This window comes from Arthrobacter sp. AFG7.2, from assembly GCF_002892835.1.
Classification (GTDB): Bacteria; Actinomycetota; Actinomycetes; order Actinomycetales; family Micrococcaceae; genus Arthrobacter.
Window position 1 is genome coordinate 748,422 of sequence record NZ_PJMB01000001.1, and the last position, 16,586, is coordinate 765,007.

Genomic DNA, 16,586 nt, shown 5'->3' on the forward strand with positions numbered 1-16,586 from the left:
CCAGGCGGCGGACATGCGGCCGGATGGTCAGCGGGTTGTTTGCAGGGGTCCGGGCACGTCGGGTCCCGCCGCCGCATCCAGCGTGAATTCAGCTGAAACGCCGGGTCCGCCTTCCACTGAGTCGTACAGCCGTCCGGCTGTTCCCGGTGGGGCCCATTCAATGAGCCGCACGTTGTCCACGAACAGGCTGGAGGAGAGCGTCTCGCCCTTGGGTGGAGCCAGCCGAAGGAAGGGCTGCGCGGCCGTGATGCCCGGCGGAGCCACGGCGTCAATCCGCACGAGTTCGCATGCGGTGTCGGCCGAGGATTCGGGAATGGGTATCTGGACGCCGCCCACGCTTTTGCCCTTGTTCCCGTCGTACCAGCTCAGCTCGATGCTGCCGCCCGCGGAGGCGCCCCGGACGTCGGCCAGGAGGGTCAGGCTGCTGCCCGGGGTGATCTGCTGGCGGTGGGCGGTGCTGACGTAGACGTCCTCCAGGCTGACCGGGCTGCGCAGCAACTGCAGGCCCAGCCCGTCGCCGCAGGCGCCGGCAGGCGATACCTTGGCGTACTGCCCGAGCGTCCAGAGTGCCGAGGGCTGGGCCACCCCGGGCGCATCCTGGTCCGTAAAGCTGCCGGTCCCCCACAGCAGGTCCTGGCCTGCACGGATCTGCTGCCCGGGGGCGGACATCCACCACCCCGGAGTGATCCGGTGGACCCCGGCGGGAACGGGATGCGTGGCCGCCGTCCCGGGGTCAACAGTGCCGGGACGCACGGTGGCGCCCTGCGGGCCGAGTTGCGCGGACCCCTGCACGGTTCCGGCCGCGATGCGGGCACTGGAATCAGCCAGCTCCCCTACGGCAGGGACGGGCAGGAAGCCCTGCAGGGAGAGGGCGTCGGTGCTGGCCACGGGTGTGCCGTCCGGCGTGATCTCGACACGCAGCAGGTAGCTCAACAAGGTGGACCACAGGGTCTGGTCGAAAACGAGGTTCCCCATGCTTTCGGCCGTGATCCCGTCCTGTCCGGATGCCAGGCCGCCCACAACATGCGGGTGCCCGTTGACCACCACCCGGGCACCGGCCTCCTTGGCCGTTTCGGTGAGTTTCCGGATTACCGGTGCCTGGACGCGCTGGTATTCCACGTCGCCGTGCATCAGCACCGTCACCACGTCCGCCGATTCTTTCGCCTCGCGGACTGCCGCCTGCAGTCTCTTGATGCCGCACTCTGCAGCACCTGGAGTATCAGGACCGGCCACGTACGGAATCTGGCCGGGTTTGCCGTCCACCGTGGTGCAGCTGATGAAGGCGAAGGACTGCCCGCGGACTGTGATGAGCGCCGGTTTCCAGGCCTCGTCCTCGGTGAGCCCGGCCCCGGTGTGCAGGACACCGGCAGCGTCGAGCGCCTGGATGGTGCTGGTGATGCCCGGGCCCAGGGCGTCCGCAGCGTGGTTGTTTCCCAGCGTCACCAGGTCAACGCCGGAGCGTTTGAGTGCTTCCGCGGATTCAAGGGCGCTGGCGAAGGCGATGTCCTTGGTGGGGTGGAAGCCCGCCGGCCGCTCGCCGTCGCTGAAGTAGGGGTTCCGGACCAACGGGGATTCGAGGTTCACCACGGCAATATCGCTGTCGTTCAGGAGCGGTGCCACGCCGACGAGCAGCCGGGTATGGTCTTCCACTGAAGCGCCGGTCTTCAGCAGCGGGTTACCAGCGGGAGCCTCATAGAAGCGGCGGCCGAACATGGCATCCCCGCCGAAGCGCATGGAAACAGCACCTTCTTCCCGGCGCAGCATCAGCCGCAGCGGCGCACCGGCACTCGCTGCCGCCGCACGGCTGAGGTGACCGGCCTTCCGTGCGGTGTACACCGCCGTCGTGCCTACCGGGAACTTCCCGTCCGGTCCCGTCTGCACGGTATCGCCGGCAGCGGTTGTCACCTCTACGCCGGCGAGGGGCTGGCCGGTTTCATCGGCCACCACACCCGCCCAGTCCGTGGGGCTGGCTGCTGCGGGCTCGGCCGGGGAGAGACCGGCGAAGTGGGCCGTCAGCGGGATGGACGCACCCAGCAGGACGGCCACTACTGCAGCCGCCGCCAGCTTGGGCAGGGCGCCGCTTCCCCGCCGCGGTGCGTTGCCTTCCCCAGGTGAGGGACGACGTCGGCCGGGCCAGGCGGGCGTCACTGGAACCATCCAAGCAGGACCGCCGCGGCAGCGACGAGGTTGGTGAGCCCGTAGGCGCCGACGCCGGCAAGTGCTGAGCCCCAGAGGGTTTTTTCCCAGCCCTGCCGCTGGGCGTCGTTGGCAAGGAGCGCCGGAACCATCAGCGTGACCACTGTCAGTCCCCGCCAGGGGACGAAGGACTCGTCCGTCAGGCGCATCACTGCCACTTCGCCGGACCAGGTGACCAAGGCTGCCACCAGGATCATGGTGGCCAGCTTGCGACGGCCGAACAGCAGCAGGCGCGGCATCAGCAGGTGGACCACGATCACGTACGTGATGACGGCGCTGACCAAGGCGAAGGCCAGCTCGGTCCAGCGTGGCCCCACCAGTGCCAGGTAGCCGCCGGTGACGAACCCGCCTGCCCGGAGGTCGAGCTTTTCGAAGATGAGCATCCCCAGGGCAACGCTTGCCAGCACACCGACGATGATGAATTCGCGCGGGTAGCCCAGGACGGACGCCAGGAGGGTGGAGTCGCTTTGGGGTACGGCCTGGATGAGCAGGAGGACTTCCTCGAGGACGTAGACAATCAGGGCGAGGATGGCGGTGGTGGCGGCGATGGCCTGCAGGGTGCGTTTGGGTCCCTGCCGGCCCATGTCGTGGGCGATGATCCCGGGTATGAGGAAGCCGATGCCGGACAGGGACAGCAGCATGGGCGAGTAGCTGCCTGTTAATCCCGCCGCCAGTGTTCCTATCGCCACGAATCCCAGGCCCACCAGCAGTTCGACGTCGAATTTCCGGCGTCCGTACAGGATCTTGCGTTTGGGGAGCCACACGTGGGTGACGCACCAGGCGGCGATGCCCGCAGCCAGCGTGGAAATGATCAGCAGCGGATGCGGCAGGGAGATGGCCAGGTATGCCGGGACGATGGCCCCGCCGGTGGTCAGCTGGACTTTCTCGTAGAAGATCATGCTGACCACCACACCCAGCACAATCGCCAGCCGGATCAGCTCGGGCGAATGCAGGTATTCACGCAACGCGGCGTTTCCCGTCCGCCGCAGAGGCAATCGCATGCTGGGCGGCCCGGAGCCGGAGCATGGGGAGCGGCGCCCGGTGGGGTTCCCGGGAGGCGGCGAGCTCGTCGATGCCGTCGTCGCCGTCGCACTCGCTGAAGTAGTGGATCAGCTTTTCGGCCTGCTCGGTGTGGATGTTGACCATGCCGATCAGGACGCCGTGCTCGCCTTCCACCAGCCCGGCGATGGCCTCGAGCATCTGTTCGAGGCTGGGGCGGACGGTATCACCGAGATTCAGGATGCGTTCGCGGGGGAATCCGCCGGCGGTCATCATGGCGGTGACCGTGTCCTCGTACGCGCCCATGGTGACCACGGTGTCCAGGTAGCCGTCCAGGTCGTTGGGGACCATCGTGCCGAAGAGCTCGGCACGCCGGCCCCGGTCCTGGCGGTTGTTGAGGATGCCGATGACCGAGGACGCGGCGTCGCAGGTGGGCTTGAGCTGTTCCAGGGCGAGGATGACGCTTTCGCGGTCGTTGGCGGCGAACATCGGTACCCACGTGATTTTCTTGCCCAGGACGTCGTAGGTTTTCAGCCGCACAACGCCGACGTCGGGGACGGTTTTCCACATGCCGGTGATGGCTTTTTCGCGGCTGATGCCGAGGTACTTGGCGACGGCCAGGCCGATGGCGACGTTGGACTTGAATTCGATGTGGCCGAAGCCGCGCATGTCCTCGTCCCGGACGGAGCCGGCGTCGGCGTAAAGCGTTGAGCTGCCCCGGCCCTCGGCCGTGCGGTGGAGGCGTTCGCGGATGCCGTCCCGGTCCTCGGCGGTGATCAGGACGCCGTTGGTGGGTATGGTCCGGGCCATGGAATCGGCGATTTCCTCGAGGGTCTCGCCCATCTCTTCCTGGTGGTCTTCGCGGACGTTGGTGATGATGGTGATGTCCGAGCGGACCATGTAGTCCTGGGCGTACTGCTGGTACTGGGGCCGGACGGCCATGCATTCAATCACCAGGGCCTCCACGCCGTGCCGGACGTGGTCCCGGACGATGTCCACCTGTTCGATGATGGTGGCGGCACCGAGCCGGCGGATGGGTGTTTCTTCGCCGGTGGTGCCGATGACCCGCGCGGCCGAGCCGGTGGTTTTGGCGACGGTGATAAAGCCGCCCTCGCGCAGCACCCCCGCCACCAGCCGGGTGACGGAGGATTTGCCGCGGATGCCGTTGACGTGGATGCGCACGTCAAGCTGCTCCAACCTGCGCTGGTGCATGGATGCGGTGTATTTCCAGTAGATGATGAGGGCCGCGGTGACGGCGGCGAGGACCAGCAGTCCTACTTCGCTGGCGGACATTACGCGGCTTGCGCGGCGGGAACGGCGGGACGACGGCGGGCGTCGTCCAGGTGCCGCTCAGGCTGGCTGAAGAGGGCCTCGGCTTGTGCGGAAGACTCGGTGAGGACAACGACGGCGCTCTCCACAGCCAGTGCGGTGGACGCCTTGGGGCGCGTGCCGGCGGAACGGTCCGCGAAGGTTGCTTCGGCGAGTGAGGCAAGGACCGCCTGCTCGAAGCGGTACGCGCTGAGCACGTCCCCGCCCGGGATCACCATGGCCAGCTGGTTGTCGGCCAGGAGCACCGGGTGCATGCGCCCGGCGGCGGCGGCTTCGAAAGTCCGGGCAACGGCCCGGGAAGCATGGGCTGCCTGCTTCGGCAGAATGCCGTCCCGGACAGTCATCTGGACTGTGACGAGGGCAAGGTGGTCCCCTGCCAGGCGTGCCTGCTCGGCCTCCATGTCGAGGAGGGCGCGGCCTTCGGCGGCGGAGAGCAGGCCCTGGGACGCGCCGGCGCCGGCAGCTGCGGGCGGTTGGTCTGCGGCCGCCCGGTGGCGCCGCAGGTACGCGGCGGTGAGGCCGAACAGCCACCCGTACACGATGAAGGCGCACACTGCCACGACGGAGAAGGCAGCACCATCGCGTCCCCAGCCGCCGTCGATGCTGTGCAGGGCAATGTGTCCTGCTGCTCCTGCCAGGCCCACTACGATGCCGCCGGCTGCCCCGGCCCGCCAGGATGCGGCAATGACGAGGGCTACAACCAGCAGTTCGGCCCAGACCAGGCGTGAGCCGTCCAGGACCGCAATGAAGGTGAACACCGTGGTGAGCACGGCCAGCAGGAGGAGGAGTGTGGGTCTGTCAGTCCAGGCCCGTGCTGTCCCGTTGGTCTTCACCAGTGTCATGCTTCGTGCGTCCGTTCCATCGGAAATGTGCGAGGGCAAAGAGGACCGCAAAGACCAGTAGTCCAAGGGTTCCCCTGACGGCGAGTTCGTCCCAGCTCACGCGACGCCGATGTTCCGCAGGAAGGCACGGCAAAGGAAGGCGTTCATAAGGAAGCAGCTCCTTGCCGTGGGATCCCCTGAAGGGTGTGAAAACAAACACAAGCACCCTCGAGACGCTTCGAGACCAGAAGCTCAGGGTGCTTGTTATAAGGGTAGGGAACGGGGTATTTGTCCAACAAATGGTGGAGTACTCGTCTTTTTAGGGGCCCACTACTTGGATTCAGGGCGGAGGGATCTGGGGCAGGACTTTTGGCGAAGCCGGGGTCCTCCAGGTGCTGGTTCGGCAGAAGAGAGAAGCTTTGAACATGCTAAAAACACAGGGCGGTTCTGGGAACACTTAATGCCAGCCAACCCATTGGCAGCGCTCCGTGCGCGAAAAGTTGGGTAACATTTCTGCGACTGACGCATTGGAAACCTACACACCGCAGAGGCTCTACCGGTACCCTCCCAATCGCCGTGGCGATTTCCTTGTAGGCGGCGCATCCTAGGCGTGGGGACATCGCGGACGGGAACACAAGGTCCAGCGATGGAACAACGTTCAACGCCACCAAGTTCGGCAACGCCGTACCCTTCGCAGACAATGCGGAAGGATGGCTTCGCGCTGTCTTGGACGCCGACAACGGCGCAGCTGGCCATGACGTGAAGTTCTACCAATCCGCAGATGGCAACACTTGGACGCAGGTTGGCGCGAGCATCACCACGTCTGGCGTTACCACCGTATTCCAGCCGACCGCGTGGCCGTTCGAGTTCGGCTCCCGCAACCTTGGCGGCGAATCACTCACCGCCGGTTCGCAGGTGTACGAGGTGCAGGTCCGGGACGGCATCGAGGGTCCGCTACTTACCCCGCCTAACCCTTGCGCATGGCTGCTGCCGTACATTTCTGGCGGCGGATTTACCGGCACAATGAACGGCGCCCCGGTCCTGGATGTGTTCAACGGGTCCAAGCCTGGCGCGGACGTCACCTACCTGAGCGATGCGACACGCCTACCCAAGAATGCTGCCGCTCGTGGCACCGTTGGCGATCTTCCTCTCAGACAGCCACAACGAAAACCAGACAAGCGGACCAGCGTTCAACGCCAAATACAAGGCATAGATTGACGCCGTGAAGGCCCGCCACATCGGCGTGCCCGTCGTGGCGATGACCCAGAACCCGGAACAGGCACCGGCGGTTTACTGGAAGACGCACGCCAAGCGGCGCCCGGAGATCATCGCGGTAGGAGCAGCAACAGGCATCGATGTAATCGACACGTACGGCGCGTTCGTCGCTGACGCTCGGGGACTTACCGCACTGCTGCGAGCGGACGGGATGCACCCCAACGCTGCTGGATCGATCGTCTGGAAAGACTCTGTGAAGGCAGCCTACGACGCCGCCTAGAAGCGGCCTAGTAGTCGCTTTGCTGTCTGCTTGGCAGTCTGGCGGGCAAAACCTGTAGCAAATGCCACCTGGCGGGCTGGGCTGATAGGGGAAACCGGGTCGCCCAGTCCCAAGGTAGCCGGGTCGGTGGTTGTTAGTCCTCGCCTTGTGAGGATGCCAGCGGCTCGTGAGGCTATGGCCAGGTCGCCAACGGAAGTGAAGTGGACTTGATCGGGTCGAACATAGCGGGCACCTCGGAAGTCGTTGATGTTCACCAGCGAGCCGCCAAACTCATCCGCGAAGCCCTCCATCATCTGGTTCACTTCAGCAGTGCGACGGTAGACGGATGCGGGAACGCTGGGGAGCCGGAAGTACGAATCCGGGAGTCGCAGAGCCAACACGTGTTCGCAGCGATCTGACATGCCCTTCCAGATCACCCGCAGATTCTCCTCGGTCACTGCCGAATCCCACGTTCGGCCAGCGACATCATTAGCGCCAGCAGTGAAGCAACCGACAGTGAAGCCAAACCCAGCCCTTGGCAGAAGGTCATCAGCTACCTGCGCAGAGGTCCGCCCGGTGACTGAATGCCGGGTGAATGACCATCCGTTAGCGAATGCAAGCCAGCCGCCCCACGCCATTGACGGAACATGCCCAATAACAATCGAATCGCCATTGGACAGGCTATCCCCTACCTGCAGCACGCTGTGTGTCATTGATCCCCCAGGTTCCATTCCCTCATCATAGGCGCCCGCAACGGCATCCTTGCCCTTGATCATTTCAGGACCGCAGGGAGTACTTCGGCAACTCTGCCGGCAATAGCTTCGTGCCCGGCAACGTTCGGATGATAGCCATCAGGCGCCGTACGATCCGGGCCCTCTTCGAGTGGTGTGCCCAGTTCCAGATACGGGACGTTGTTTATGGAGGCTGCGCTCTTCACAGCTTCAATGACATTCTGCATGTTTGCTGGAATTGGCTCCTTCTCCCACATGGGCGAGGCAATGATTACCTGAGCTTCGGGCAGTTTCTGTCGCACAGCCATAACAAGCCCCGTTACGTTCGCTTCAATCTCTTCCCGGCTGTACCAAACGTCATTCCGTCCACCCGAAATGATCACATAGTCAGTCACAGGGTTGAGCTTTTCGACGACTCCCGGGTATGCGGGGCACTCTGGCTTCCCGCACGCTCCTTGCTTGGGTTCATTGACGTATCCAGACCCGGAGATTGCTAGGTTGTCCTCCGCCCACCCCATCTTGGCTGTGAGAAGCGCCGGCCATCTCAGGGCCGGGTTTGTTGCGCCCGCTCCGGCTGCATATGAGTCCCCTATGAACGCCGCCAGAGGAACGACGGGACGTGCCTTAGTCGTTGCCCCTTGACCGGACTCATAGTAGGCCTGGACCTTCTCCGGTGCAGGCGGCGCGTCGCTCCTGGTTCCAATTATGGCGAAAGCTACGGCGCAGGCAGTGGCAACAGCAAGCGCGATAAGACCGGCGTTGCCTAGGACTTTCAGCCGCTTCTCGCGGCTACGGCTGGACATAGAGCTTTCCCCCAAAGAGCAGATATGATTGACCACATTCTACGGGCCAGACAGGGGCCAATAAGACCGGTTATCTCCCCTTGGGCGTACTCAAGCAGTATGCGTCCCCTCGAATTACATTTCCCCGCCGCTTTGCAGAGTGGGTTATTGCTTCGGCAGATCTTCTCGGCTGACTAATCGCTCCTTAGCGACTTATCACAGGTACACGGCAGGCTAGCCAAAGGGACTACCGGTACCCGTCAACAATGGCTGCGGCAATCTCTTTGTAGGCACGCCGGGTCTCAGGCTTCAGGACGTCCAGGGTAACCAGGTCACCATCAGCGACACCGCGGTCATGCGGGACAGCGATGAGTTCGCGGCAGATGCCCGCCAAATGTTCCTCGATCGCGTCCTTGTCCACCCGGGACGAAACCTCGTCCTTATCGGTGATCACCACAACGGCGTTTCGGGCGAGGTCCTCATACCCGTGGCTGGCAAGCCACTGCAGCGTGCTGCGGGCGCGCTTGGCGCCGCTCACTGCATAGCCTGCGGCGATAACCAAGTTATCGGCGGACTGCAAAATCCCTTTCATGGCGTTGTGGGTCACTCCGGTGCCGCAATCGGTAAGGGCCACGGAATAGTAGGCGGAGATCAGCTTGCGGATCCGCAGGTACTCCTCGGCAGTAAGCGAGTCCGAGACTTCAGGGTCCTGCTCCCCCGCAATCAGATGAAGCCGGCCGGCGTGGTGCATATACCTGGACAAGGAGGTCAGCGAATCGATGGAGTCGATATTCTCAAGCAGATCCGAGATGGTGCGCGGGCTCGACTGCTGGTAGATTCCCTCGCCCAGAGCGCGCTCCACCAGGTCACCAGAGTCGGGGTTGGCATCGATAGCGCAGGGAGCGTCCCCGCGGTATTCGGCGAGGGTCAGGCCCACGCCCACGGTGGTAGAGGTCTTGCCGATGCCGCCCTTGAGGCTTAGAACAGCAGTGTTGTAGCTGCCCTGCAGTTGCCGGGAGATGCGACGGCCGAGTTCCTCTTCCTGGCGCTGCTTCTGCCCCGGGCCTAAGTTCCAGGCCCCGCCGGTCATGTTATAGATCGCGCCACGGATACCGCCGACAGGCCGGGGTTTCTGTTCCTTTACGAACAGTCCAGGGGAGCTGATGAAGTCGGGCATGGGGCTCTCAGCGATGGTGTCAGCAACTGTGGGCCGGGCCCGGCGGAAGGCGGGAGTTTCCGCAGTAGCGGCCGCCGGCGTCGGCGGGGCTTCCGCAGTGCCTGGGACGGAGGTGATGGTGTCCGCCACGGCCTGTTGCGCGGATGCAGGCACCCGATTGGGTGCAGGGATTTGCGAGGCCGGCTTGGCAGCGTCAGCAGCCGCAGCTGCCTCCGCCCATGAGGTCCGTCGAGTCAGGGGCGCACTCGGCTCGGGCTGGTTGGAAGAGTTGGGGGTTACAGCTGGCATGATTCCTGTCCGGGCATCCGTCAGCTCGCCGCCGGCGCGACGAAGGTCACGGCGACGGCGCCGCTGCGGCTGCCCTGCATCCTCTGCGTGAGCGCGCGCGTTCTGATCCGCCGGATCTGGCATTGGTGTCCCCCCAGGACGTTCGGCAAACTTTCGTGCAGCACTGATTCAAACAGTAAGTCTAGGGGCTGTGGCAGTTACGGCACGTCAGATGCGGGCAAGGGCGGCAGCAACGACTACGGCCGTGAGGACCAGGAGGACGCTCAGAACGGCATAACCGTGCCACTTGGGGCGGCCTTTGTGCGGGTTAATGTCTACGTACGGCATAACTAACGGCGGTTACCTCGGGATGGGGCGGGAGAAGTGACCCGGATGGCACGGCGCTTGAGCCGAAGCATCTGGTACAGAACAGCGAAAGGAATCAGCAGGGTGGCCATCAGCATGCAGAGCGCCAGCACAAATTCGGATAAAGCCACAACAGACCTCCGTCGGTGAGCAATGATCCCCCATGTCAGATCCCTTTGGACGCTACCCGCTGGTCAACGTATTGACAAGCAGAGTCAAAGCCAGAAACACCACTTGATGCCCTCTCTGGAGTGGTGCCCTAAGCGCGAATGTGCCGGAACTACAAGGAAGTAAGGGTACTTCCTTGTCCTGTTGCATAGCCGGGGAGGGGGATCAAGTCACGCCAAAGATTACGCGTGGTCTTTTCCGTTGGACGGGCTGGGTTGAAGTACCTTAAGAGAGCTACTCCCCACCGTGGATCAGCGCGCCACTTAGATCAGAAAAAATGTCCTCTAATTGCTCTTTGGTTCGGCCGTATGGGTTGATCGCGTCCAGGACGGACTTTTCAATGAGCGGGACGTTGTCATTGGTGCCATAAACGGTTGCCGATGAACTAAAAACCAGTCTTCTGACACCAGCTTTGTCCATGCCCTCAACGAGCTTGAAGGTACAACCAGTACAACCACGTTATTCCTGTAATACTGCAGAGGCCGTTCAACTGATTATTCCACTGCCTTAAGGCCCGCAAAATGCACTACAGCATCGAACCAGTCGCGTCGGTAACGGCACGTGACGATGCGCTGATACCCCATCGAACAGAATGTAAGTAAGCCACTACTGACCCTAGCTCGATGGGCTGTCCACGGTACAAAGTTAGACCCCGAACCAGGTCTAAGGCTACCGAGCCTCTGCGGGATGCCGATCCTCACCACTGGAGTGCGGGTACAATTAGCGAGACCGACGAATTAGCCGTTCTGCAGGCGCCCTATGGCGGCCTCCGGCCATTGACACAGGGGGAACCGGTTTGCAACTTCGCGACTACATTGGCATCCTGCGACGCAACTGGATACTCGTACTAGGTACTACCTTGGTCGGCTTACTGGTCGGCGGAACCATATCCGCGATGACGAAGCCCACCTACTCTGCGGAAACTCAACTTTTTGTAGCTATACAGAGCTCCGGTTCGGTTCAAGAACTACAGCAGGGTAATACTTTCAGTCAGGCCAGGGTGCAGTCCTACGTGCAAACTGTAACCTCACCAGCAGTCCTGCAGCCGGCAATCGATACTCTTGGACTTAACGAATCTGCAGAAGAGTTGTCCCAGAGGGTTACCGCAAGCTCTCAGCTCGATACGGTGCTAATTAACATCTCGGTAAATGACGAATCCCCTGTCCAAGCAGCAGCCGTTGCCCGTGGTGTGGCCGATAGTTTCGTGCGGGTCATCGATGAATTGGAGAAGCCTCGAACGGGCGGGCCTTCACCGGTCAACATGTCAGTGACGAAGCCAGCTACAGCTCCCACTGTCCCGTCCTCTCCTAATACCAAAATTAATCTTGCTCTTGGACTTATTCTCGGACTTGGGCTGGGCGTCACCGCTTCGGTTTTCAGGTCGACACTTGATACACGTATTCGCGGGGAGTTGGATCTAAGGGAAGTTACGGATGCACCCCTGCTGGGGGGAATTTCCTTTGACCAGGACGCCACAAAATCTCCACTTCTGACGCAAGTCCTTCCCCATAGTCCTCGTGCGGAATCCTTTCGTCAGCTTCGCACAAATCTAAAATTTGCGAATGTTTCAGACAAGGCCAGGACCGTCCTTGTAACTTCCTCACTTCCAGGTGAAGGCAAAAGCACGACCGCCGCAAATTTAGGCATCGCTTTGGCTCAGACAGGTCAGACAGTATGTCTAGTAGATGCAGACTTGCGACGTCCGATGATCAACGAGTACCTGGGCCTAGATCGAAGCGCTGGTCTCACGACTGCGCTGATCGGAGTGGCCGACGTAGACGACTTGCTTCAGTCGTGGGGCGATGACAGTCTCTATGTACTTACTTCTGGACAAATACCTCCTAATCCCAGCGAATTACTTGGGTCAGAGGAAATGAAACTGCTCTTAGGACGTTTAGAGCAAGCGTTTGACATCGTTATTGTCGATGCGCCGCCGCTCCTCCCAGTTACGGATGCCGCCGTGTTATCCCAGCATGTAGGTGGCGTCGTTCTCGTTGTAGGATCACAAAAGCTCCGCCAGCAGGATCTGCAAAAATCACTCAGTGCACTCGAAATGGTCAATGCGAATATCCTAGGTGTCGTGTTGAACCGTCTTCCCAGCAAGGGTCCGGACGCGTACTCGTACACCTACTACGGGCACAATGAATCGGGACTTGCAGGCAAGTCCCGCCGAAAGACTACGCAAAGAAGTGCGGCTAGCGTTCGAAATGAGCGCGAATTCGATGATTTCGAAACAACAATTTATTCAGATGTCAGTGCACGCGCGCACACATTCCCTCGCGATAGCCAGAATCCCACCTAAAATTTCCCCTTCGAAGAGCTAGTCAAGAAGTTCGGCCTCCGGCCGGCCGAACTTCGCGGCTCAAGTTTGGGCGCCCATTTGGGACGAGGGTTATGCATGTCTAGTAGTTGAGCGAGAGGACACAAAAAGTTGCCGATTCTCATTTACGTGGTTAGTTCGTTGGCCCTCTTCATTCCTCTCCTGGGGCATAAGAGGGTATTTCTGAACAGCCCCGGCATGCTGGCCGCGTTTTTTCTTTTGTATCTGGGTCCATTAGCCGTGATGATTGCGCGACAATACAATCTGGGTGCGGGTACAGGTATGTTTGCATGCTTGGCAGCCGGAGGCGCCTCTATGTATGTCGTCGCAAGAAAGATTGCCGCGGGATTAGGAACAGGGAATGCGACAACACTTCGAGTCGGGCTTTCCGTCATCGTAATTTCTATGGTCCTGGGTTCTGCATTGTCCTCGGCATCCCCTGCCGGTATCCATAGAGACCTTCCTACATACTTTGCATTCTTCTTTGTCGCCATCTTACTTGGGTGCGTCGAAACGACGCGGCAGTTTGTAAAAGGAGCCCTGTGGGTTATCTTGGCCACTTGTACTGGCTCTCTCGCTCTTTACGCCACGGTCCCGGAACTAGTCACGACAAATTACAGTTCCCTTATGAACAGTTGGCTTCAAGTCGGGCGACTAACTGGTCCGTTCGGCCATCCGAATGCCCTTGGATCGCTGGCCGCACTAGGCGCCGCACTGAGCCTGGTTTTACTCGAAAGCAGAAACAGGTACCTCGCCTACGGCCTCTGCGTAGCCGTTGTTGTGCTAACGGATCAGCGAAGCGCACTTTTTGCTGCTCTAGCCTGTGGGTTTATAGATGTTGTTTGGACTAGGACAAGAAGCGCATTCGACTGGTTGAAGACCAGTCTCTGCATCTTCGGGTTGCTCGGGCTCTTACTAGCCAACGTCGTACAGGATGCCGTGGCTGAGATGTTAAGTCGTCGTGAGGCCAGCGTAGAGTCAAGACAACAAGTTTATGACTACATTTTTTCCAACCTCAATGAAATTTTGCCATTTGGCATTGGCGTAAATGGCCTGTACGAGCGGACCGCGCGCTTGGTATCCGCTGAAGGATTTGCTCATGCTCACAACGCTTGGCTCACGCTACTCGTGGCGGGTGGTGCTGCGGCGGCCTTATGTTTCCTGCTACTTACGGTCGCATCGCTTCTAAAGAGTTTCCGAGCTCAAAATCGTTTCCTCGCAATTCCGCTGGCTGCTTGTTTCGTTTTATGCCTCGCAGAGTCCCCGATATTTGCTGGCTCAAACTGGACCATTACAAGCGTTGCGATCCTGAGTCTTGTACTGCTCTTCCAGCCTCTGGTAATAGATAGAGTTGCGGCATGGCCAAGAGCTGTAGATGGCGCTCCGATACAACGTTTTATTGATCGAAAGTAGTTCAATTTGCGCCTGTCTGCAGCAATAACTCCTAGAAATGTTTCTGTGATGACCGAGGTTTTAAAAGCCGCAGTCTCAGGAATCACGTTTCTTTTGATGGCGTCACTGCTTGGCCCAGAGGACTACGGTTCCTATGTCTTGTTCGCCGCAATAGCCATGACCCTCGTCCCCCTGGCGACGGCAGGGTACTCGTATTGGGTCCAACCCTTGGTACTTCAGCGCGGCGTTTCTGCTGCTTCGTCTGTTGTCTTGCCCATCGCAGTTATTTTCGGCCTGCCATCTGCAGTCGCGGTCATTCTTGGGGCTGGCGCAATTTTTCGCGGACAAATGCTGGCCTTTGCGTTTGTGATACTGATTGAGATGGTAATTTATCCACTTTGGTCGGCTCTAGTTATGGTGTTCTTGACGTCCGGCGCCCTATCGCATTACTTCGTCGCATCGGTGGCAGTTCCTATTCTAAAGCTTTTGGGCACGGTCGCTGCTTTGTTAGTGTGGGAAGGAACGCTGGAAACGTGGGGAACTGTACTGCTTTTCCTTGGCCTGGGCGGTATCGGCGTCACAGCGTTTGTCGCGCGGTCCCACAATTTCTTATATGGCTTCAGGGTCACGTTCGAGTGGTTGCGGCGAGGCTTGGGATTCGGCTTGGTGGGAGTTGCTTCTAGTGCAACTGACACGGTGGACAAATTGGTAATCGGCTACGCAGGTGGACCCACAACTGCTGGCCCTTACGGAGTGGCGTCCCGTTTTGCGGCCTATGGCGTCATTCCAGTACGAGCTATTGCTTTGGTTTCTTATCCACAATACTTTCGACTAGCAGACTCAAAGCGCTACGTTGAGATCCGCACGCTCATGTATTCAACCATTCGCAAAAGCTTCTGGTTGGGCTTGGTTTCGGCAGTGGCGGTGGTTCTCGCCTTGGTCATAGCCTCAACCTCTGTCCTCAGCGAGTACAAGGACTCCGTTCTTGTAGGAGCGGTGCTGGCCATCCTCATTCCGCTTAGAGGAGTCCAGTATGCTGCAGGTGATGTCACATATGCGCTAGGAAAATCCGAATGGCGTCTTGGGATAACTATTTTCGGCGGTGTCGTAACTGCCTTGTTCGTTGTTCTCGGCTTCCAGTATTCGGGAACATTAGGCGCGGCCGTGGGCGTCTCTACAGCGGCCGTTGTTGCGGCTGGCGCCCTTTTGCTATATGTGGAAAGGGCTATTCAAAAGCTTTCGTACCAACAGGGAGATGAAGAAAGTGTTGTATTGCATAGCAACGGCCAGCGCCAGCGAACTAGCTGAAGGGGACTTAGATCTTTTCTTGGAGTCTGTTTCCGACCAAGAAATCAGAGTGGTCCTTGTCCTAAGAGGCGTGGACGACGTTCAGTCCGAATCTTACGCCCGACACAATTCGGTCGTTGCTGTACATCGAGTTCCCCTTGGCGGGATTTCTGCCGTGAGAAATATAGGTCTGCGGATCCTCCATGAGCTGAAGATTGCCGATTCCGATATAGTAAGTTTTCCGGACGATGACTGCCGATATCCTAAAGGCCTGGCGCGCCGCGTGGCTACGGTCTTCAAAGAGACCAATACGGATATGTTGGTCGGTAGTTACGGCGAGCAACCAATCACGGATTCAATTGGAGTTCCCCTTAAAGTCGAAGATGCAGCATTCCGGTCTAGCTCCGTCGCACTTTTCGCACGCTGGTCGCTGGTTAAGCGCGCCGGCGGTTTCAATGAAGCTTTGGGAGTAGGCTCCGGCGTATTCGCCTATGGCGAGGACAACGATTTTGCATTGCGCGCCTTTCGTAAATCTAATAGGCCGATTCGAAATGAGTCCATACGGATCTGGCATTTAGAAGAAAGACCAACTACCGGACGGAATCCAAAGGGATATCTCACTTCATGCTGGCTAAATGTGGCAGTACCGGGAGTTCCATTTCTCATCATGCGCGGGATAATCGCTTCGCTTGTTCAAGATGTTCGCAGTCCCTTGCGACATGGGCATCAGCTGAAGTTCATGCTAAGCGCACTCCAACGTTCAAAAATACGGCGGGCCAAGGCGTCGCGTCCCCAACCCTGGCAGTGACGCTCTAAATGGTTCTCCTGCTTTTCTGCCTGCATACTTGCACTGAGCACAAGACCACTGCCCAACAACTACTCAAGCCCTAGAGGGTAGTAAAAGCAACCCCTGTGGCTGCGGGATGCTGGAAACTCTGTATCGACCCACGGCGTAATTAGTATCCGTAGGAGCCGGTCGAGCCGCCCAGATGAGGGATTTGGGACGGAATTTAGGCATCCGTTGATAGACACCTCGCCCAGGTACTGGCCGCGAGAGCTATTGATGGGACTAACCCGGTTTAGCTGATGACTCCATGACCTAGCGAGCCTGTGCTAGTGGGAGGATGTTGACCATGCCCACGGCTTATGGGACCGAGTTCCGCCCGGATGTTATCGATAGGGACTGCCCCGGCTTTTGTTGACTCGGGGTCTTAGGCCGCTTTGAGCGCGGCCCGGTTGATTGTTTCATATTCGATGGGTGTGAGTTTTCCCAGCCG

The 16,586-nt window shown here is 60.0% G+C and carries 13 protein-coding genes and 1 pseudogene; 6 read left to right on the forward strand and 8 right to left on the reverse strand.

The genetic code is table 11. From position 1 onward, the window contains the following. Positions 1-27: 27 nt before the first annotated feature. The 4 genes from CXX84_RS03565 to CXX84_RS03580 are packed head-to-tail and all read right to left on the reverse strand — an operon-like array spanning position 28 to position 5,366. Entirely contained in the window at positions 28-2,148 is a 2,121-nt protein-coding gene (locus CXX84_RS03565; RefSeq protein WP_189337475.1) for a CapA family protein, read from the reverse strand. Further along, positions 2,145-3,161, reverse strand: coding sequence for a poly-gamma-glutamate biosynthesis protein PgsC/CapC (locus tag CXX84_RS03570; RefSeq protein WP_189337476.1), 1,017 nt, complete (start codon positions 3,159-3,161; stop codon positions 2,145-2,147). Before CXX84_RS03570 ends, CXX84_RS03565 begins: the two co-directional genes overlap by 4 nt. Continuing rightward, a complete protein-coding gene (pgsB, locus tag CXX84_RS03575; RefSeq protein ID WP_102975300.1) occupies positions 3,154-4,488 on the reverse strand; it encodes a poly-gamma-glutamate synthase PgsB in 1,335 nt (444 codons plus the stop codon). The genes CXX84_RS03570 and pgsB overlap by 8 nt, the downstream gene beginning before the upstream one ends. After that, entirely contained in the window at positions 4,488-5,366 is an 879-nt protein-coding gene (locus tag CXX84_RS03580; protein WP_102975301.1) for a hypothetical protein, read from the reverse strand. Before CXX84_RS03580 ends, pgsB begins: the two co-directional genes overlap by 1 nt. Positions 5,367-6,071: 705 nt before the next feature. On the opposite strand from CXX84_RS03580, the gene CXX84_RS03585 reads away from it, so the two are divergent. Both CXX84_RS03585 and CXX84_RS03590 read left to right on the forward strand, forming a co-directional pair. Then, the gene (locus CXX84_RS03585) at positions 6,072-6,563 is read left to right on the forward strand and encodes a hypothetical protein (RefSeq protein ID WP_102975302.1); all 492 of its coding nucleotides are present in this window, start codon (positions 6,072-6,074) and stop codon (positions 6,561-6,563) included. Positions 6,564-6,567: 4 nt separating this feature from the next. Next, the gene (locus CXX84_RS03590) at positions 6,568-6,840 is read left to right on the forward strand and encodes an SGNH/GDSL hydrolase family protein (RefSeq protein ID WP_102975303.1); all 273 of its coding nucleotides are present in this window, start codon (positions 6,568-6,570) and stop codon (positions 6,838-6,840) included. On the opposite strand, the gene CXX84_RS03595 is transcribed toward CXX84_RS03590, so the two are convergent. The 4 genes and pseudogenes from CXX84_RS03595 to CXX84_RS19525 form a co-directional block, all read right to left on the reverse strand. Further along, positions 6,837-7,595 carry a GDSL-type esterase/lipase family protein gene (locus CXX84_RS03595; RefSeq protein WP_102975304.1) on the reverse strand — a complete coding sequence of 253 codons (759 nt, stop codon included), beginning with the start codon at positions 7,593-7,595 and terminating at the stop codon, positions 6,837-6,839. The genes CXX84_RS03590 and CXX84_RS03595 overlap by 4 nt on opposite strands. After that, on the reverse strand, positions 7,592-8,353 hold the full coding sequence (locus CXX84_RS03600) for an SGNH/GDSL hydrolase family protein (protein WP_102975305.1): 762 nt from the start codon (positions 8,351-8,353) through the stop codon (positions 7,592-7,594). The genes CXX84_RS03595 and CXX84_RS03600 overlap by 4 nt, the downstream gene beginning before the upstream one ends. 226 nt (positions 8,354-8,579) lie before the next feature. Beyond that, complete coding sequence (locus tag CXX84_RS03605) at positions 8,580-9,797, reverse strand: MinD/ParA family protein (RefSeq protein ID WP_223252940.1); 1,218 nt, start codon at positions 9,795-9,797, stop codon at positions 8,580-8,582. Between the two features lie 724 nt (positions 9,798-10,521). After that, a pseudogene (locus CXX84_RS19525) lies at positions 10,522-10,846 on the reverse strand (NAD-dependent epimerase/dehydratase family protein); the annotation flags it as partial. Positions 10,847-11,106: 260 nt separating this feature from the next. On the opposite strand from CXX84_RS19525, the gene CXX84_RS03615 reads away from it, so the two are divergent. From CXX84_RS03615 to CXX84_RS18945, 4 genes are all read left to right on the forward strand, one after another. Beyond that, positions 11,107-12,612, forward strand: coding sequence for a polysaccharide biosynthesis tyrosine autokinase (locus CXX84_RS03615; RefSeq protein WP_102975307.1), 1,506 nt, complete (start codon positions 11,107-11,109; stop codon positions 12,610-12,612). Positions 12,613-12,741: 129 nt separating this feature from the next. Continuing rightward, positions 12,742-14,043: an O-antigen ligase family protein gene (locus CXX84_RS03620; protein ID WP_102975308.1), complete on the forward strand. Its 1,302-nt coding sequence runs from the start codon at positions 12,742-12,744 to the stop codon at positions 14,041-14,043. Positions 14,044-14,088: 45 nt separating this feature from the next. After that, positions 14,089-15,330 (forward strand): lipopolysaccharide biosynthesis protein, encoded by a 1,242-nt coding sequence (locus CXX84_RS03625; RefSeq protein WP_146031817.1) that lies wholly within the window; start codon positions 14,089-14,091, stop codon positions 15,328-15,330. A gap of 70 nt (positions 15,331-15,400) precedes the next feature. After that, entirely contained in the window at positions 15,401-16,117 is a 717-nt protein-coding gene (locus tag CXX84_RS18945; RefSeq protein ID WP_146031818.1) for a glycosyltransferase family 2 protein, read from the forward strand. Positions 16,118-16,586: the final 469 nt, after the last annotated feature.